The organism is Malonomonas rubra (assembly GCF_003247215.1).
GTDB classification, from domain to species: domain Bacteria; phylum Desulfobacterota; class Desulfuromonadia; order Desulfuromonadales; family Geopsychrobacteraceae; genus Malonomonas; species Malonomonas rubra_A.
The window spans coordinates 49596-66621 of the sequence record NZ_QKAP01000022.1; the positions used below are offsets into that span (position 1 = coordinate 49596).

Consider the following 17026-nt stretch of genomic DNA (forward strand, 5'->3'; position numbering starts at 1 on the left):
TCCATCTTCGACCTCCTGTTTATTTGCTGTGGGTCACGGTTGTCTGATGGTTCTTCTCCAGCGGCTGGTAGCGTCGACCGCCGAATTCGAGAAATTTGCTAAAAAACTCCACGTAATGCAGACGCAGAGCATGCACAGTCGGGGCAAAAACACCGAGGATCAGGTTGAAGAAATGCAGTACCCCGGCGACCAGAAACCCGGCCACCAGATCGCCGGTCATACCACCCAGCTGATTGGCGACCTGGGCCAGAAGTACCGAACAGAGCCCGATCGCCATGATCCGTACGTAGGAAATAATATTGCCGAAGCTCTTCAGCAGTTCCAGCGGCGCCAGTAGGCCGCCGGCGATGATCAACACCGGCAGCAACAGCAGGACTGCTAGCAACAGCGGCCAGGTCAGTTGCCAGGGGAATGGGAACAGAAAACCGACTAACCAGATGCCGCAAAGGCAGATCAGCAACAGGTTGATGAGCTTGACGAACGCTTCCCGACGCAGGTGGCGCTTGAAGTCGTAATGGATGCCGAGCAGCAGACCGAGCAGGATATGCGCGGTGCCGACCGAAATTGCAAAAGTGATCATCGGTACAACTGCCCGACTGCGCTCCTGCCAGATCGGCTGCAAATGAAACAGTTGCTCGCCGAGATTGCCGAACAGTTCCCCATAGAACAGACCGAACAGCACAGCGTAGGCCGCCGACACACCGAGTATCCTGGCAGCATCGACCAGTGTTTCACGCTGTGGGCAGAAGCGGATCACCAACCCGGCAAGTACTCCGAGCAGCAGCCCATAGCCGATATCACCGAGAATCATGCCGAACAAGAGCGGAAAAAACAGGCCGAGGAAGGGAGTCGGATCGTAGGAACTGTATTTCGGCAACGGCAGTAATCGGGCGAACAGTTCGAATGGCTTAAAGTAGAGCGGATTACGCAACAGCACCGGCACCCGATCGTAATCTTCCTGATGCAGTTCCAACACACTCAAGACGACCCGGCCAGCAAAGACGTTGGCCAGAACCTGCCGTAACTCTTCGACACCTTCACTCGGCATCCAACCGTTGATCAGAAAACACTGCCGGGTCTCATAAGCCAGTGCGCTCGCCTGATACAGCGACAACCGCTCATCCAGCCAGGCTAACGTCTGCCGATAAATCGGCAGCCAGTGGTGTGCGAACGTTTCCCGCTCGGCGCGAGCCTCCTGCAACTCGGCAGCCACTCGATCCAACAGTTTCTGCACAGCGGTGGGCTTGTCCCGAAATGGCAGTGCAGCCAATTCCTTCGGCAAATCAAGCTCCGGGACCTTTTCGGCAAAAAGCAGCTTCCGCAGGCGTTCTTCCATGTTCAGGTCAGCTGTGATCAAACCAACAATGCTACCGTCATCGATGCTGGTGGTCGATAGCCGGCAGCGCCCCTCTGTCTGCTGCTCCAGCAAATCTCGCAGCTTCGGGATATCATCCGCATTACGGATCGTCACCCCGAAAAAAGCCAACCGGGCATGCTCGACGACATCGGCGACTAGCGGCTCCAGCACTCTCCAGAAGCGCAAGTGACCGGTTAATCTATCAGCCTCTTCACGCAAAGCGTGACACTGTTGCTGCCAGTTTCGGCAAGCGAGCAGATGTTTATCAACCAGTTCGTTCAGAACATCAATAATTGGCAATGGCGGCAGATAGCTGGTCCTGCTGGGGAGATCGGGGAGGCAGGCCAGCAACTGGCGGATCTGCTCTTGCAGGGCCACAAAGAATTGTTTTTCGCCAATGGCGGACTGATCGAGCAACAGCTCCTTGACCCAGGCCTCATCCTCGGGGCGGACAAAGCCGCGGGCATCCGCTTCCGGATGGAAGACCCCCTTACCCCTGAGCAGCTCAAGCGTATCGAGCAATAAATCTTTTGGGCCAACTATTTCAATTTTTGCCATCTTGATGATCATCGACTGGCCTCGGGATTATCCTCTCCAACTGTCGACGTAACACCTCCAATAGGGTCTCTTCGCTCAATTCCTTCAGGCGTCGGCAATAGGACATTTCTGCATCCAATAAACGTGTGCAGCTGCTATCGATCTGCTGTTCCGCCTCCCGCATGAGCTGCCGTTTCCGGTCCGCGATCCACTGACGATCCCTCTTTGCATTAGCTTCCAACTCGCCGCGCACCCCAGCCAGCCAGGCTGTTGCCTTTTCCTGCTCCAGCCGCAACTGCTGTTCAATCCGGTTTTCCAGCTGAATTATTGCATTGAGGATCTGATCGGCCATCGGCACGTCCTTTGGACAACAAACCAACAGAGGTCTATCAAGTATATCAAACCGCTGGGAATTTGCGGTCTTAGCGCTCGCCAAAGACTCATCAATCGCAGGAATCGGCGCAGGATATGGTAAAATGTCAAATTATGAACAACGCTCGATCCTGATTTTCGACAACCCCGATCTCGGCAGGTGTCATGGATACTGTTGTTGCCTTCTTCACCCAAATGACCCAGAATAGCACGACTCTCAACCTCCTGATGCTGATGGTCATCATCTGGACCACCGGGGTGATCTGCCGGATTATCCATCAACCTGCGGTGCTGGGGGAATTGACTGCCGGAATCATCTTCGGCCCGGCCTTTCTAGGCCTGATTGTACCGAATGAAATGCTCGCCACGCTCTCGGAGCTTGGCGTATTTTTCCTGATGTTCTATGCCGGGCTGGAAACCAACCCAATGGATCTGAAGCGCTACCGCTTTCACTCCTGTCTGGTCGGAGTTGCCGGCTTCCTGATCCCGTTCGGCATTTCCTATCTGACCTGCCAGCTGTTCTCCCTGCCGATGCTGCAGAGCCTGTTTATCTCGCTCGGCCTTTCGATCACTGCTATCGCCGTCAGCGCCCGGGTTTTACATGACCTTGAACTTACCGACCATGCGGTCACGCCAGTAATCATCGGCGCCTCGATTATCGACGACGTGCTAGCGCTGTCATTTTTTACCGCAATTATCGATCTTGGCACCAACCAGGGAGCAATCAACTGGCTGCACTTCGGCCTGACCATGGGCAAAGTCATCCTCTTCTTTGCCGTCGCGATTGGTATGGGTATCTGGCTCTACCCGAAAATCGGTCACCACTTCGCATCGCGCAGTTCTAAAGGTTTTACCTTCGCCCTGATAATGGCGCTGCTGTTCGGTCTTCTGGCTGAGATTGCCGGGCTGCACCTGATCATCGGTGCCTACATGGCCGGCCTATTTGTTCGGGAAGGCGTGGTCAGCCCCGAGCTGCTGACCAAGATTTCCGATCGTTTCGTCTCGATCACTTACGGCTTTCTCGGCCCGATCTTCTTCGTCAGCCTCTCCTTTCACGTCACCTTTTCAATTTTCAATACCCATCTGCTGCTGACTTCGATCCTAATGCTGGCAGCCATCTTCGGCAAGGTTCTCGGCGCTGGCAGTGGCGCCCTGGCTAGTGGTATGAATCGCAAGGAAGCGACCGTGATCGGGTTGGCGATGAATGGTCGGGGCGCTGTTGAGCTGATCGTCGCCTCGATCGGCCTGCAGCTCGGTTTGATCAACGACCAAATCTTTTCAATCCTGGTGCTGATTGCCTTTGTCACCACCAGCTTGCCGCCGATCTCTATAAAGCTTTATTTGGACCGGATCGATTACAATTTTGAAATACCAGTAAAATAAAAGTCTAACACTAAGACAGGAGTCTTCTCCGTCAAGAAACTTACCTGCAAGGAGTCGTCATGCGTATCGAAACCGACCTGAAGCTCGGGTTTAAAGATGTCCTGATCCGTCCCAAACGTTCGACCCTGAAAAGCCGTGCCCAAGTCAACGTGGAGCGGGAATTTACATTTCTGCACAGCAAGCAGAAATGGCACGGCGTACCGATCATCGCCGCGAACATGGATACCGTCGGCACCTTCGAAATTGCCGCAGCCCTGGCCGAATACGGTTTGATGACCGCCATCCACAAGCATTATTCACTAACGGCGTGGAACCAGTTTCTCAGCGGACACACGGATGACATCTACCAGCGGATTATGGTCAGCACCGGCACGGCGCAAGAAGATTTCAGCCTGATGCAAAAGATCATCGGTAAACACCCGAAGCTGCAATTTATCTGCATCGATGTCGCCAACGGCTACGCCGAGGCCTTTGTCGAATTCGTCAAACAGGTCCGCGACGAGTTCCCCGACAAGACTATTGTCGCCGGCAACGTGGTCACCGGGGAGATGGTCGAAGAGCTGCTGCTCTCCGGCGCAGACATTGTCAAGGTCGGCATCGGTCCCGGCTCGGTCTGCACGACCCGGGTCAAAACCGGGGTGGGCTACCCGCAGCTGTCTGCGGTCATCGAATGTGCCGATGCCGCCCATGGGCTGGGGGGACGGATTATCTCCGACGGCGGCTGTATCTGCGCTGGGGATGTCTCAAAAGCATTCGGAGGTGGGGCTGACTTCGTCATGCTCGGCGGCATGCTCGCCGGTCACGATGAAAGCGGCGGACAGCTGGTGCACCGGGATGGCCAGCAGTTCAAGCTGTTCTACGGAATGAGTTCTTCAACGGCGATGGAGAAACATGCCGGCGGGGTGGCCGAATACCGAGCCTCTGAAGGGAAGACCGTCGAAGTCCCCTACCGCGGACCGGTAGAGGAAACAGTCAAGGACATTCTCGGCGGTGTCCGCTCGACCTGCACCTATGTCGGGGCAGGCGCCTTGAAAGAATTAACCAAGCGGACCACCTTCATTCGTGTGCAGGAGCAGGAAAACAAGACATTCACCTAAAATACTGAGGCACCCTTGTCAGCAGCGATGCGACTCCGTTAGAATTCCATGAAGTGTAAATATAATTACCAGACTCAGAGGGATCCATGTCGGGAGCCAAAACCGTCGAATACCAGTTTCACCCGCAACGAGAAGCACTTTATAACGAACTGCATATCCGCCCGTTCCATCCACTTAGCACACCGCAGCAGATATCCCATCTTGCCGCCTGTGCTCAGCGCCATGAACTGACCACCTCCTACCAGCGGATCTGCGAACTCTGCCAGCGTTACAACGTCAACCAACCGACCGCTGAAGCGGTCTCTTTTTTCCAGAACTTCGGCGAATTTGCTATCCATTGGGAACGGCATGTCGAATTCTATTCCCTGACCATCATGCAACCCGAGCCGGTCACCGGTGAATCGTTCGAGCATCCGGCCATCAATCTGCTGCCGGAAGATTGGCTGAAATCGCTACCGGGACAGATGGTTGCCGCTTTTCACCTGATCATCGACGACCAGCAGCCTGATGAGCAGAGCGCCATGCTGAGCCACTCTTTCGAAGGGCACAAAGTGATGGTCAGTGCCGCAAAAGAGGGACGAGCGCAACTGTTCACCGCGTTCAAGCTGCACGGCGATGGCTACGGCCGCTTCATGATCCGTAATTCCGGTTTGGGTGACGAACAAATGGGACAACTGGCCCGCCGCCTGCTGGATATGGAAACCTACCGGCTGCTGTCACTGATTTCCCTACCACTGGCCAGAGAGATCGGCCTGCAGATGGTCGACTTGGACCAGCAGCTGGCGCAGATACTACAACAGGCCGATCAGCTCGATTCAAGCCGCGCCGAACGCGAATTGCTTTCCCGCCTGACCGAATTGGAAGCCAAGCTGGAAACCTACCGTACTGCCACCAATCGCCGGTTTTCTGGCACACGCGCCTACCATGACTTGGTGCACAGCCGTCTTGAGGGGATGCAGGAAACCGCTGTCAACGGGCACATCTCGCTGCAGGAATTTATCAATCGTCGCCTAACACCGGCGTTGCGGACCTGCGAATCGCTGCAACATTGGATGGAGGATCTCTCGAAGCGGATCGAGCGCGCCAGCGACCTGTTGCGCACACGTGTCAATCTGAACCTGCAGGAGCAAAACCGCTCGCTACTCTCGGCGATGAACCGCCGGAGCCAACTGCAGTTCCGCCTGCAGGAGACAGTCGAAGGACTGTCGATAGTCGCCATCAGCTATTACATGGTCGGCCTGATCGGCTACCTGCTAGGCGGTTTTCCTCTTGAAAACTGGGGCTTAAGCAAAAAAGTGCTGACCGCCTGCGCCATCCCGCTGGTGCTCCTTACCGTCGGCTATGTTACCCACCGGATCAAGCACCGGCTGATCAAGAATCCGTTGGGGGAAGAGTGATAGAAGGACGGACCTTCCCGGGAAACAGTTCGACTGCGGCAAACATTACCCCAGCACCGGCACCTCGGCATCTTCCAACATCGAAACTAGTTTGATCAACGGCAGGCCGATCAGGGAATTATAATCGTCGCCCGCCATCCGTTCCATCAGGGTAATGCCCAAACCTTCCACCTTAAATGAACCGGCACAGTCGAAAGGTTGCTCACGCTGCAGATAATTGAGAATCTGGGCATCGGTAAGCGGACGCAGGGTTACGGAAAAGGTGACGACATCGCTGCTGACAACACCGGTACGGCTGTCGAACAACACCAGACCTGTATAGAAGGTGTGGGTGCAGCCAACCATTTCTTTGAGCTGCGCAAAGGCGTTGTCCAGGTTGCCTGGTTTACCGATCGCCCGCCCCCGCGGGTCGACAAAAATCTGGTCGGAACCGATAATCAATGCATCCGGATACTGCTTCTCAAGGCTTTGCGCCTTGCCGAGCGCCAGATGTTGAACCAGCAACTCCGGCTCGATGTTCGTATCGATCTGCTCTTCAAAATCGGGAGCGGCGGCAACAAATGGCAGCTGCAGCTGCTCCAGAAGTTTCTTCCGGTAGGGGCTGGTTGACGCTAAAATCAGTTGTCTCATTTTTCCTCATCAGGCGGCGAGCCAGTCATGTCCATCCAATATCGGGAGCACATCTTCAAATGATGATGTAGCGGCCCATTTTCCGACCGTCGAAACAACCTTTTGTACTGCTTCGAGCAATTGTTTCTTAAGCAGTTCCAGATCGATTTCCGCAGCCAGCTCTTCAACCTGTCCCTCATCAGTCCAAAGCGGAAGAATTCTCACCTGCGGCTGTTTGCCGAGTTGAACTTCGCCCCAGATTTCCCGGTGCCCGTCGCCTACCAGTCCGCTAATCAGACCGTCGGTGCCATTACCGGTCGGCTGCAAGGAAATATCGCGGATATCAAAATAAACACCGCTTTCACCTGTTCCCGTCATTGGAGATAACCAGATCATAACGCCTCCTTATAAGCATTCGGTTAATCTCCATATTAATCCCTGAGGCGACAGATTATGTCACACACCCTGTTCCCTCTTTTGAAAGGCCAGTCCGCGAGTCATTCCATCAATAAACTGTTGCCGTAATGATTCCGGCCCTAGCACCCGCACATGCGGAATAAAAGAATAGATCCAGGACAGAATCTCTTTATCCCCCGCAGCATCGAACCGCAGGATCAGACTGCCATCAGCCTGTTCTTCCAGCTGCTGCTGCGGATGCCAGACACGTTCGCGGATCAGGTGGGAGATCTCCTGTTCGAACTGCAACTCGACCGGCTGGGACGCCCCATCGTCGATCAGGCCGAACGCGGCACCGGTCAGAGCGGCAGAAGAATAGTCTTCCGGCACCTCGAAACGCTCACTGCTTAAGGCCAGCGACTCGATCCTTTCGATAGCGAACAGGCGCAACGCTTTCCGGTTATGCGCATAGCCGCCCAGATAGAGGGCGTTCTTAAAAAATAACAAAGTATAGGGATCAACCTGATAGCTGGTTTTTCTCCGTTTGGCCGGCCGGTATTTGATCTCCACCTGCTGCTGTTTGAGCAGCGCCTGACGCAGATCGGTCAGCAGCTGGTGCTGTCCGGAGTAATCCTTAAAACCGAGAAAGCGCGGCGCAGAGGCCTCGGCCAGCCGCTCCAGGTGAGCAACACTGCGCGGCGGCATGCTGGATCGGATACGGGTGAAAATCGCCTCAAGATCGTCCTGGAACGGCGTCCCCTGCAGGAATTCCAGTTGGCCGCGACAGAGGTAAAGGGTCATCAGCTCTTCGAGGGAGAAGGTGATCGGCGGAATTTTGCTGTAACCAGTGATAAAGCTGTAGAGCACCTGTCCATCATCCTGCCGCTCGCTGATCAGCGGGTAACCGGCCTCCTCGATCGCCTTCAGATCACGGTAGATGGTGCGCCGAGTCACCTGACACTCCTCAACCAGTTCCTCGACCGTTGCCCCGTAACGGGTCTCGAGAATCCGGATCAGGTCGTGCAGCCTCGCCGCCTGACTGTATTTTTTGGCGATCCGGCCCGGTTTTCGTTGTGCGTTCACTGCTCACCTTCCTGCTGCTTATAGTAGGTATATTTGTGCGCCTTGCCGCGCACCTGCTCTTTCGGATACTTGCGCGCGTTTTTTTCCAGCTTGTTCAGCACTGTTTCGGCCAACTCAAGTTGCAGGCAATTGGCCAGCGACAAAGAATAAAGAACGATATCCGCCAGTTCTTCACCGACTTCCTGCAAAGCGTCCCGATCAAGCTGCTGCGACTGCTGCTCAGTCAGCCATTGAAAATGCTCCATCAACTCTGCCGCTTCAATGGAGATCGCCATCGACAGGTTCTTCGGGTTGTGAAACTGCTGCCAATCCCGTTCACAAACGAAGTTGGCCATCCGTTCTTTCAATTCATGCAGGGTGATCTGCTGATCGGTCATAACAACTCCACGGAAAAGAATTGCCGATCAGTATAGGGGGTTGAACGGGAAAAAAAAACCGGTAGGTGACCAGTTATTCAGAAAAATATTTGCGCTCCGGACGCCCCACAGCTCCGTAAATCAACTCTGCCCGCAATTGCCCGGCAGCGGTCAGGTATTCCAGGTAGCGTCGCGCGGTGGTCCGACTGGCGCCAATCTGTTGGCCTACTTCTTCGGCGCTAAAGCCTTCCGGATGCGGCTGTTTGAAAACGGTGCGGATCTTTTTCAGGGTCAGCGGATCGATCCCTTTCGGGTATTGCGGCTCGCCGGGACTACTGTCTTTGTGAAGATGCAGCAGCCGATCGACGTCCTGTTGATTGAGAGTGGTTTCCGACTGCAGTTGCTGACGGTGGCTGCGGAACCGCTCCAGTGCTTCCTGGAAGCGGGGGAACATGACCGGTTTGATAATGTAATCGAAAACGCCACCGCGCATCGCTTCCTGCAACGGTTCCAGTTCCTTGGCCGCAGTGATCAGGATAATATCGGTCGCCTGCCGCCGGGCACGTACTTTCCAGAGCACCTCAGTGCCCAAGCCTTCCGGGAAATAGAGATCAAGCAGGATCAGGTCCGGCTCGAGCAGTTCGGTCATCTTTTCGGCGTCTTCCAGTGTGCCAGCGATACCGCAGACAGTAAAACCGTCGATTTTTTCGGTGAAGTGACGGTGAATCTCGGCAATCTTCGGGTCGTCATCGACTATCAGTACGCTGAACACCATCTCAACCGTTCTTACGCTTGGGGATAAAGGCAGTGAACAGGGCACCGCCCAGCTCACTATCACCAAGAGTAATCTCTCCTCCGAAATCCTGCAAGGCTGTCATGACCAAGTACAAACCGTGACCGCGGTCCTGCTGTTTGGTTGTGAAACCGCGATCGAAGATCTTTTTAACCAGTTCTGGCGGAATTCCCGCTCCAGAGTCGCCGACTTCAAATACCAGATCGTTACCACTATCGGTCATTGACAATGTCACCCGGGGCGGGTTTTTCCCATGCAGTGCGGCGTCAAAAGCGTTGTCGATCAGGTTGCCGAGAATGGTCACCAGCTTCTCCCGACTCAACTCATCCGGCACGGTAGTCAACTGGCTTTCCGGGTCGATGATGAAATTGATATGCAGTTCCTGAGCGTGGTTGTATTTGCCAATAAGGAATGCAGCCAGCACCGGAAAGGGTACCGCCTTGGCGAGGAAAGCGATCAGCCCCTGGTAGCCAGCGGTCTCTTTGCCGATCAGATCTAGAGCCTCCTTTTCGTGGCCGATCTGGATCAGTCCGGCGATGGTGTGCAATTTATTAGAGTATTCGTGGGTCTGGGCACGCAGCATCTCTGAATATTCTTTGACCTGCGACAGCTGCTTGGCAATGATATCGAGCTCATCCTTACGCCTGAAGCTGGCCACCGCCCCGACGATTTTTCCATTCTCAATCATCGGTACAGTGTTGAGGATCATCATGGTTCCAGAAACTTCAAACTCGTTATCGAAGCGTTGTGCGCCGCCGTCAAGGACTTTCCTTAAATGGGCTCCTGGTAACACCTCGCGGATATGTTTACCAAGCAACTCATCCTCGGTTTTGCAGCCGACACTTTCAATCGCTACACGGTTGGCGACGGTGACACAAGCGTCCCGGTCAATAGCTACAATTCCTTCGCGGATCGATTCGATGATCGTCGCTCGCTCGTTAAACAGCCAGGCGATCTGTTCCGGTTCCAGGCCGAAGATCTGCTGCTTGACGTGATTGGAGATATGCACCGCACCGAAGACGCCGATCAGCATCAAAATGCCGACCAGTACCCCAACCTTCAACTGTTGCTCTTGGACGATATGATGCACATCTTCCAGAAGGTAGCCGACCGAAACTACGCCGATGATGCCGTCATCTTTAGAAATGATCGGTGCCTTGCCACGGATCGAGGGGCCAAGCGTGCCAACTGCGCGGGAGACGTAGGACTCGCCCCTTTCCAGAGCTGGCGCGTTGTCTCCACCGACCATTTTTTGGCCAATCCGGTCCGGATTCGGGTGGGAGAAACGGACTCCTTCGATATTACCGATAACGATGAATTCGGCACCGGTCTGCTGCCGGATCTCTTCCGCCAGCCGCTGCAATTCCCCTTCGGGGTGGAGTTTGATAATCTGCCTTCGAACCAGCGGTATTTTGGCAACTGTTTGCGCAACCTGCAGCGCCTGTTTACCGATTTTCTCTTCCAGGATTTCGCCGATCATTGCAGTGTACATGGCACCCGCCACCAGAGTGAGTGACAGCACCAGCAGGCAGACCAGCAGAATCATCCTGGTTTTCAGGCTGCTGTGGATAATGTGGGGTTTCCTGCGGATCGCTGCAAAAGGCATGGTCCTCTCCCGATTATACTTTTTTATCCACAAGCATAACCTGTTACCGGCCTGAACAGTATGAACAAAAAGCTCAGAATGGAAGAAATATTCGGTCAGATATTCCAGATTGCGATGTGCAATCAGAACCAATCTTCTCTCCCCCCATTGGCCGTTTGCATTACTCCAAGTTCGACAGATACTGTCGTGAACTTTATGGACAAATTGTAGTTTATGGCATAAATGCAACTTATTTCCGTATGGTTTACACATCCCCATTCCATGAATAAAATCCCGTTATAAAGTGAGCGATAGTGCTTGCAACAGTTTGAACAGCGATGGTGCGGCGGCTTTGAAAACAACCCGTTCAGCTTCCAGTGTCTGGTTAGCGAACGGAACAGCACTTCATCCATCAACAACGGAGTCTATGGAGGCAAGAATGAAAAAAATTTACGCATTACTGGCATCTCTTTTCCTGCTGGCCACCCTGGCCGGCCAGACCCTGGCCTTCGAGCCCGAGAACCCTGAGTGTATCGCACCCGCTGGCCCGGGTGGTGGCTGGGACTTTATCTGTCGTACCACGGCCAAGAATCTATTTGAGCTGGGGTTGATCAAGCACGCCATGCAAGTCACCAACATGTCCGGTGGCGGCGGCGGCGTGGCGTTCGCCCACGTCACCCAGGAGCGCAACACCGCCAACGATCTGATCGTTGCAGCCTCGACCAGCACCACTGCGCGCCTGGCACAAGGCATCTTCAAGGGTGCCAGCGCCGATTCGGTCTACTGGCTGGCGACCTTCGGCGCCGAGTACGGCGTGCTTGCCGTCAAAAAAGACTCCCCCTACAAAAATCTCAAGGAACTGATGGATGCGGTCCTCGCCGACCCACGTTCGGTCGCTTTCGCCGGTGGTTCGTCGGTGGGTGGTTTCGACCACATCAAGCCGATGATCGTCGCCCGGAAAGCAGGCCTGAAGGATGTGCGCCAGCTCAAGTACGTTGCCTATGCGGGTGGCGGCGAGGCGATGACCGGGCTGCTTTCCGGCGCTGTCCAGGTAATGTCCGGCGACTTCTCTGAGCTCCGTGGTTTCTACGAGTCGGGCGATTGCCGGATTCTCGCGATCCTGGCACCCGAACGTCTGAAGGGCTTCCCCGATATCCCGACCGCCAGGGAGCAGGGATATGACGCCATCGGCGCCAACTGGCGCGGGCTCTACATGCCGGCCGGCGCTTCCGATGAAGCCAAGGCGTTCTGGGCGGATGCGATCAAGAAGATGACCGAGTCCGAGGCGTTCCAGAAGGACCTGGAAGCCAAGGCGATCGAACCCTTCAACAACTTTGGCGCGGACGCTGAAAAGTTCGCCAAAAGTGACATCAAGGAAATCGCCGACCTCTCCAGGGAAATCGGTATCCTCAAATAATCACAGCATCGAGGCTGCCCCAACTCTTGGGACAGCCTCGCAAATTTTTAAATTGTTTGAAGAAAGAGAAATCTTATGAGCGACCGGATATTCGGTTTTTTCGGGTTGGCGCTGTCGGCATTTTACTTCTGGGCGACCTCCATCATCCCCGACAGTTTCATGATCGATGTCGTCGGTCCGCGGGCCTTCCCGTATATCGTCGGGACCGTTCTTGCGATTTGTGCGTTGTACATCCTGTTGCGACCCGACGCCGAGCCGGACTGGCCGAACCTGATGAACTTCATCGAGATTGTATTCGCTACGGCGGTGATGTTTCTTTATGCCTGGACGTTATCCAAGGTAGGCTTCGTGATCGCGACCGTTTTCGCCACTTCTTATCTGACTTGGCGATTGGGGAGCAAACCGCTCGGCTCTCTGATCACCGGTATCGCGACCTCCGCGGGTATCTACGTGGTCTTTCACCTGATCCTCGGCCTGTCGCTGGCCAAGGGTCCACTCGGATTTTAAGGGGGTAGGTCAATGGAAATTTTCTCAAACCTGGCAGACGGTTTCGCCGTAGCATTGACTGCCCAACACCTGCTACTGGCTCTGCTGGGCTGTTTTCTCGGCACGCTGATGGGGGCATTACCGGGGCTCGGACCGGCCAACGGCGTGGCGATTCTCATTCCCATCGCGTTCACCCTGGGACTCGGGCCGGTTGCATCGCTAATCCTGCTGACCAGCGTCTACTACGGCGCCATGTATGGCGGGCGGATCAGCTCGATCCTGCTGAACATTCCCGGTGACGAACCGGCGATGATGACCTGTCTGGACGGGCATCCGATGGCCCTGCATGGGAAAGCTGGCGAGGCGCTGGCGATCTCCGGTATCGCCTCGTTCATCGGTTCCTTTTTCGCCACTTGGGGTCTGGTGCTGATCGCGCCGCAGCTGGTCAAGGTTGCTCTTCTGTTCGGCCCGGCGGAGTATTTTGCCCTGTTCACCATGGCGTTCGCAACCTTGGGCGGCGTAACCGCCAGCAACCAAGCGAAGTCGGCCTTCGCCGCCGCGCTGGGGCTCGGCATCGCGATGATCGGAAGTGATTCGCAGACCGGCTCGGAACGCTTCACCTTCGGCCATATTCACCTGTACGACGGGATCGATTTCCTGATCGCCATTGTCGGCCTGTTCGCTATTAGCGAAGTATTGATCTTCATCGAACATCACCAGGGCGGTGCCGCAGCCAAATCGAGTGCGAAGATCGGCAAACTGATCCCTGACTTTTGTATATTCAAGCGTTCAATTGGCACACTGGTTCGCTCGACCATCATTGGTTTCCTCTCTGGGGTTTTGCCGGGAGCGGGTGCATCCCTGGGGTCTTTCCTTTCCTACTCGGTGGAGAAGAACACCCTCGATCGTGAAAACAAAACCTTCGGCAAGGGGGATCCACGTGGTGTCATCGCGCCTGAATGTGGCAATAATGCGGCCGCCGGTGGAGCGCTGGTGCCGATGCTCTCCCTCGGCGTGCCGGGCTCCGGAACCACAGCGGTTCTCCTTGCGGTGTTACTGCAACTCAACATCACTCCAGGACCGTTGCTATTTCGGAATAACCCTGACATCGTCTGGGGTCTGATCGCGGCGCTCTTTATCGCCAACTTCATGCTGCTAGCGCTGAACCTGCCAATGGTCGGTCTGTTTACCCGGGTCTTGCTGATTCCGACACGAATCCTGATGCCGGTGGTGGCTATGATTTCTTTTGTGGGTATCTACGGTCTCACCGGCTCGACCTTCGACGTCATGCTGATGGTCGGTTTTGGTTTCGGCGGCTGGTTGCTGCGCAAGCTTGGAGTACCGCTAGTGCCGGTGATCCTCGGCATCCTGCTTGGCAATGAGATGGAGGTCAATCTGCGGCGGGCCTTGCAGATCTCGGACGGGGATTGGTCGATTATGGTCGGCAGTCCACTGGCCATTGGCATCTGGGCGATTGCGATTGCCGGCTTTGTCCTGCCGATTTTCTTCGGCAAGAAGGTGAAAAATCAGATGCACGCCGATCATTCGGAAGTCGAGATGGAAGAGGTTATCGAAGGCGGGGACTGATTTGAACAGTGGCAACTGATGTCGCCTTCGTCGGATCACTTAAAGCAGAAAGATGTGATTGCCGCAGGTTGAATAAATGGTGTAACTAAAGCAAAGGGAGGATCGTCGTGGTCCTCCCCTTTTTGTGCGTGGATTGTTATGGAACTGCTGCTGATTACTATTTTCTCTTTTGTCAGCGCCTTGGTCACCTCGGTTTTCGGATTCGGAGCCGGGCTGGTGTTGACGCCACTGCTCGGTATCATGATGCCGTTGACAGACGCCCTCGGCATTGCGTCACTGGTTTTTCTGTTCACCGCCGGCTCAAAAACCCTCTGGTACTACCGCGATATCAACTGGCAGGTCTACCGACCGGCCTTCACACTCTCGCTTGTCGGTCTGCTGCTCGGCTTCGTTATTATCAGCTATATTGACGTTAACCTGCTTGAAACCGGCTATGGCGTGTTGCTGATTTATTTCGCTGTCAACATGCTGCGCAACACCGATCAGACCAAAGCCCTGTTGCCGAAATCGAGTTACCCGGTTTTCGGCGGCGTACTTTCGGTACTGATGCACAGCGGCGGGGTATTCTTCTTTCGCTACGGCCAGTTTTTCGGTCTCGACCGCTTGCAGATGGTCGGCACCATCGCCGCTATTCATTTTTCGATGAACATCTTCAAGGCTGGCTTTTTTACCGGCAGCGGCATCGTCGATGTTCATTATCTGTACACGCTGACACCCGCCTACCTCGCCGCCATTATCGGTACCCGCATTGGCCGCAGCGTACTCAAACGCTACGTCAACGAACGCATGTTCAGCATCGGCGTGGCCTCTCTGTTACTGGTTCTGACACTCAAATACCTGGTTTGAGAAAATCACCTCAGCCTCCAACTATGGAACCAAAACAAAATAGCGCTTTTCTTGTCAGAGTAGCTGTGCTAGAACCTTGCGGTTTCAATAATAGCAACACCCAACAGAAGGAAATAATGATGGCACAAGCAAAAAAAGGGGACCGGGTCACGATCAACTTTATCGGCAAACTGGAAGATGGCTCAATCATTGATTCGACCTACCCGTCCGCGGAAGAGGATTGTGATTGTGATGAGCATGCAGCGCATGATTGCAATGACAGTGACTGCTGTCAGGACTCCGGCCCGTTTGAACTGGTGATCGGCGAAGAGAGCTTTTACATTCTGATTGAGGAAGCACTGATCGGCATGCAGCCGGGCGAGAAGAAGACCGTTACCATCTCACCAGATGATGCCTTCGGGGAGAACGATCCGGAAAACGTCTTCAGCGTTCCGCGCAACGAATTCCCAGATGAGATCGAGCCGGTGGTCGGCATGGGTCTGGAGGTGACCGGCGAGGATGACGATCTCTACATGGTGACGGTGGTTGAAGTGACCGACGAGCAAATCAGCCTCGACACCAACCACCCGCTGGCTGGCGAGACACTGCACTACGAGTTCGAGTTGGTCGAAATTTGTTAACTTCCGCAACAGAAAAGGAGGCTGTTTTAGCCTCCTTTTCTGTTTACTTCTCCAGCTCTATTTTAGAGCCAAAGGTTTTTCTCAAGCCCGTCACCAATTCAGACGTTTCCCGATCGCTCAAATCCGCCTCAGGGTGAGGAAAAACGTAAAACCATGGCGGCATTTCTCCTTCAATAACCACTTCCACTGCCTCATCTGCCTTGTTTTTTTTCTGCACTCCCCAAGCGGAGACATTGAAGTGCTCGCGACCACTATCAACATCATGGGCAATTAGCCATGAAACAGGTGCATAATTGCTATACCAGGGCCACGTTGTTTCATGACTGTGGCAATCGCCACAAGCCCGGTAAAACAATTCTCTGGTTTGGGAACTATCCCAAGAGGGCTCGGAAATGACCAGCGGATTGTTGTGGTCTTTCCCGTAGGGAATCAGTTGGATCACGAATGGCAAAACAATGATCGCGACAGCTGCTATGAGTATCCTGCTTTTCACAATCTCTCAACCTTTCTGCGCAGCTTTTTAGCCGCAAAACTCAACATAAATCAGTTTCTTAATCAACCGTGCTCAACGACTCCATAATCCGGGTAGTCATGTTTTGGTAACTGATAATCCCAACCATGCCGAGGATATCCTCATCGCTGAATCCCGCCTTGCGCAACACTTCCAGATCCCGCGAGCTACAGGTATCGGGAGAACGGGTCACCTTGGCCGCGAAATCGGCGATCAGGCGTTCCCGTTCCGTCAGTTCTGCTTTGGTATAGTCTTCAGCCACCTGTGCTGCCAACTGTTCATCCTTTGCCGCTCGACCGAGGGCCACCCGATGGGTCGCCGTTCAATGCACACAGCCGATCACGGCCGAGGTGACCAGCGCGGCGACCTCCTTCTCGCGCAGACTCAGGCTGCCGACATCACGATAGACCGACACGCCCAAGTAGTGCAAGTGTTCAGACAGCTCCGGAGCCAGACTGGTCAACTGTGTCAGGTCGGACAGCTTACCAGTGAGAGGCTTGCGCGTCTTTTTATAAAGTCTCTGCACCTTCTCTTGTGGTGAGTCCTCAGGTTCGATTCGGATCCAGGGGGTCCAAGTCATCAGCTCCTCCGTTT

19 protein-coding genes are annotated in these 17026 nt (G+C 54.6%); 8 read left to right on the forward strand and 11 right to left on the reverse strand.

The window, feature by feature from the left end:
- Positions 1-19: 19 nt before the first annotated feature.
- Together Q7J88_RS02250 and Q7J88_RS02255 are read right to left on the reverse strand one after the other, a co-directional pair.
- Entirely contained in the window at positions 20-1927 is a 1908-nt protein-coding gene (locus Q7J88_RS02250) for a V-type ATPase 116kDa subunit family protein (protein WP_303720527.1), read from the reverse strand.
- On the reverse strand, positions 1902-2246 hold the full coding sequence (locus Q7J88_RS02255) for a hypothetical protein (RefSeq protein ID WP_303720528.1): 345 nt from the start codon (positions 2244-2246) through the stop codon (positions 1902-1904). The genes Q7J88_RS02250 and Q7J88_RS02255 overlap by 26 nt, the downstream gene beginning before the upstream one ends.
- Positions 2247-2431: 185 nt before the next feature.
- On the opposite strand from Q7J88_RS02255, the gene Q7J88_RS02260 reads away from it, so the two are divergent.
- The 3 genes from Q7J88_RS02260 (at position 2432) to Q7J88_RS02270 (ending at position 6143) form a co-directional block, all read left to right on the forward strand.
- Positions 2432-3649 (forward strand): cation:proton antiporter, encoded by a 1218-nt coding sequence (locus tag Q7J88_RS02260; RefSeq protein WP_303720529.1) that lies wholly within the window; start codon positions 2432-2434, stop codon positions 3647-3649.
- Between the two features lie 59 nt (positions 3650-3708).
- Positions 3709-4746: a GMP reductase gene (locus Q7J88_RS02265; protein ID WP_303720530.1), complete on the forward strand. Its 1038-nt coding sequence runs from the start codon at positions 3709-3711 to the stop codon at positions 4744-4746.
- 86 nt (positions 4747-4832) lie between these two features.
- Complete coding sequence (locus Q7J88_RS02270) at positions 4833-6143, forward strand: DUF3422 family protein (protein WP_303720531.1); 1311 nt, start codon at positions 4833-4835, stop codon at positions 6141-6143.
- 45 nt (positions 6144-6188) lie between these two features.
- Here the strand turns inward: Q7J88_RS02270 and Q7J88_RS02275 are convergent, their stop codons facing one another.
- The 6 genes from Q7J88_RS02275 to Q7J88_RS02300 all read right to left on the reverse strand — a co-directional run bounded on the left by Q7J88_RS02275 (position 6189) and on the right by Q7J88_RS02300 (position 10986).
- Positions 6189-6773, reverse strand: a complete 585-nt coding sequence (locus tag Q7J88_RS02275; RefSeq protein WP_303720532.1) for a nucleoside triphosphate pyrophosphatase — start codon at positions 6771-6773, stop codon at positions 6189-6191.
- Positions 6774-6782: 9 nt separating this feature from the next.
- Positions 6783-7148, reverse strand: a complete 366-nt coding sequence (locus Q7J88_RS02280) for a hypothetical protein (protein WP_303720533.1) — start codon at positions 7146-7148, stop codon at positions 6783-6785.
- A 60-nt stretch (positions 7149-7208) separates the two neighbouring features.
- A complete protein-coding gene (locus Q7J88_RS02285) occupies positions 7209-8231 on the reverse strand; it encodes a YafY family protein (RefSeq protein ID WP_303720534.1) in 1023 nt (340 codons plus the stop codon).
- Positions 8228-8608 carry a nucleotide pyrophosphohydrolase gene (locus tag Q7J88_RS02290; protein ID WP_303720535.1) on the reverse strand — a complete coding sequence of 127 codons (381 nt, stop codon included), beginning with the start codon at positions 8606-8608 and terminating at the stop codon, positions 8228-8230. The genes Q7J88_RS02285 and Q7J88_RS02290 overlap by 4 nt, the downstream gene beginning before the upstream one ends.
- Before the next feature lie 73 nt (positions 8609-8681).
- Positions 8682-9362, reverse strand: a complete 681-nt coding sequence (locus tag Q7J88_RS02295) for a response regulator (RefSeq protein WP_303720536.1) — start codon at positions 9360-9362, stop codon at positions 8682-8684.
- A gap of 1 nt (position 9363) precedes the next feature.
- On the reverse strand, positions 9364-10986 hold the full coding sequence (locus tag Q7J88_RS02300) for a sensor histidine kinase (protein ID WP_303720537.1): 1623 nt from the start codon (positions 10984-10986) through the stop codon (positions 9364-9366).
- Positions 10987-11404: 418 nt separating this feature from the next.
- Here Q7J88_RS02300 and Q7J88_RS02305 point away from each other — a divergent pair, with 418 nt between their 5' ends.
- From Q7J88_RS02305 to Q7J88_RS02325, 5 genes are all read left to right on the forward strand, one after another.
- Positions 11405-12382, forward strand: coding sequence for a tripartite tricarboxylate transporter substrate binding protein (locus Q7J88_RS02305; protein WP_303720538.1), 978 nt, complete (start codon positions 11405-11407; stop codon positions 12380-12382).
- Positions 12383-12457: 75 nt separating this feature from the next.
- Positions 12458-12889, forward strand: a complete 432-nt coding sequence (locus tag Q7J88_RS02310; RefSeq protein ID WP_303720539.1) for a tripartite tricarboxylate transporter TctB family protein — start codon at positions 12458-12460, stop codon at positions 12887-12889.
- A gap of 12 nt (positions 12890-12901) precedes the next feature.
- Positions 12902-14455, forward strand: coding sequence for a tripartite tricarboxylate transporter permease (locus tag Q7J88_RS02315; protein ID WP_303720540.1), 1554 nt, complete (start codon positions 12902-12904; stop codon positions 14453-14455).
- A 138-nt stretch (positions 14456-14593) separates the two neighbouring features.
- Positions 14594-15301, forward strand: coding sequence for a sulfite exporter TauE/SafE family protein (locus Q7J88_RS02320; RefSeq protein WP_303720541.1), 708 nt, complete (start codon positions 14594-14596; stop codon positions 15299-15301).
- A gap of 116 nt (positions 15302-15417) precedes the next feature.
- A complete protein-coding gene (locus Q7J88_RS02325; protein ID WP_303720542.1) occupies positions 15418-15921 on the forward strand; it encodes a peptidylprolyl isomerase in 504 nt (167 codons plus the stop codon).
- Positions 15922-15964: 43 nt separating this feature from the next.
- On the opposite strand, the gene Q7J88_RS02330 is transcribed toward Q7J88_RS02325, so the two are convergent.
- From Q7J88_RS02330 to Q7J88_RS02340, 3 genes are read right to left on the reverse strand one after another with little or no spacing between them, the layout of a single operon-like run.
- Complete coding sequence (locus Q7J88_RS02330) at positions 15965-16414, reverse strand: heme-binding domain-containing protein (RefSeq protein WP_303720543.1); 450 nt, start codon at positions 16412-16414, stop codon at positions 15965-15967.
- A gap of 58 nt (positions 16415-16472) precedes the next feature.
- Positions 16473-16739, reverse strand: a complete 267-nt coding sequence (locus Q7J88_RS02335) for a hypothetical protein (RefSeq protein WP_303720544.1) — start codon at positions 16737-16739, stop codon at positions 16473-16475.
- A 15-nt stretch (positions 16740-16754) separates the two neighbouring features.
- Entirely contained in the window at positions 16755-17012 is a 258-nt protein-coding gene (locus Q7J88_RS02340; protein WP_303720545.1) for a hypothetical protein, read from the reverse strand.
- Between the last annotated feature and the right edge of the window lie 14 nt (positions 17013-17026).

Coding starts and splice junctions, on each gene's coding strand:
- Q7J88_RS02315 (WP_303720540.1), top strand. CDS start 12,902: ATGGAAATTTTCTCAAACCTGGCAGACGGTTTCGCCGTAGCATTGACT.
- Q7J88_RS02275 (WP_303720532.1), bottom strand. CDS start 6,773: ATGAGACAACTGATTTTAGCGTCAACCAGCCCCTACCGGAAGAAACTT.
- Q7J88_RS02300 (WP_303720537.1), bottom strand. CDS start 10,986: ATGCCTTTTGCAGCGATCCGCAGGAAACCCCACATTATCCACAGCAGC.
- Q7J88_RS02310 (WP_303720539.1), top strand. CDS start 12,458: ATGAGCGACCGGATATTCGGTTTTTTCGGGTTGGCGCTGTCGGCATTT.
- Q7J88_RS02265 (WP_303720530.1), top strand. CDS start 3,709: ATGCGTATCGAAACCGACCTGAAGCTCGGGTTTAAAGATGTCCTGATC.
- Q7J88_RS02320 (WP_303720541.1), top strand. CDS start 14,594: ATGGAACTGCTGCTGATTACTATTTTCTCTTTTGTCAGCGCCTTGGTC.
- Q7J88_RS02295 (WP_303720536.1), bottom strand. CDS start 9,362: ATGGTGTTCAGCGTACTGATAGTCGATGACGACCCGAAGATTGCCGAG.
- Q7J88_RS02340 (WP_303720545.1), bottom strand. CDS start 17,012: ATGACTTGGACCCCCTGGATCCGAATCGAACCTGAGGACTCACCACAA.
- Q7J88_RS02280 (WP_303720533.1), bottom strand. CDS start 7,148: ATGATCTGGTTATCTCCAATGACGGGAACAGGTGAAAGCGGTGTTTAT.
- Q7J88_RS02255 (WP_303720528.1), bottom strand. CDS start 2,246: ATGGCCGATCAGATCCTCAATGCAATAATTCAGCTGGAAAACCGGATT.
- Q7J88_RS02325 (WP_303720542.1), top strand. CDS start 15,418: ATGATGGCACAAGCAAAAAAAGGGGACCGGGTCACGATCAACTTTATC.
- Q7J88_RS02270 (WP_303720531.1), top strand. CDS start 4,833: ATGTCGGGAGCCAAAACCGTCGAATACCAGTTTCACCCGCAACGAGAA.
- Q7J88_RS02260 (WP_303720529.1), top strand. CDS start 2,432: ATGGATACTGTTGTTGCCTTCTTCACCCAAATGACCCAGAATAGCACG.
- Q7J88_RS02305 (WP_303720538.1), top strand. CDS start 11,405: ATGAAAAAAATTTACGCATTACTGGCATCTCTTTTCCTGCTGGCCACC.
- Q7J88_RS02250 (WP_303720527.1), bottom strand. CDS start 1,927: ATGATCATCAAGATGGCAAAAATTGAAATAGTTGGCCCAAAAGATTTA.
- Q7J88_RS02290 (WP_303720535.1), bottom strand. CDS start 8,608: ATGACCGATCAGCAGATCACCCTGCATGAATTGAAAGAACGGATGGCC.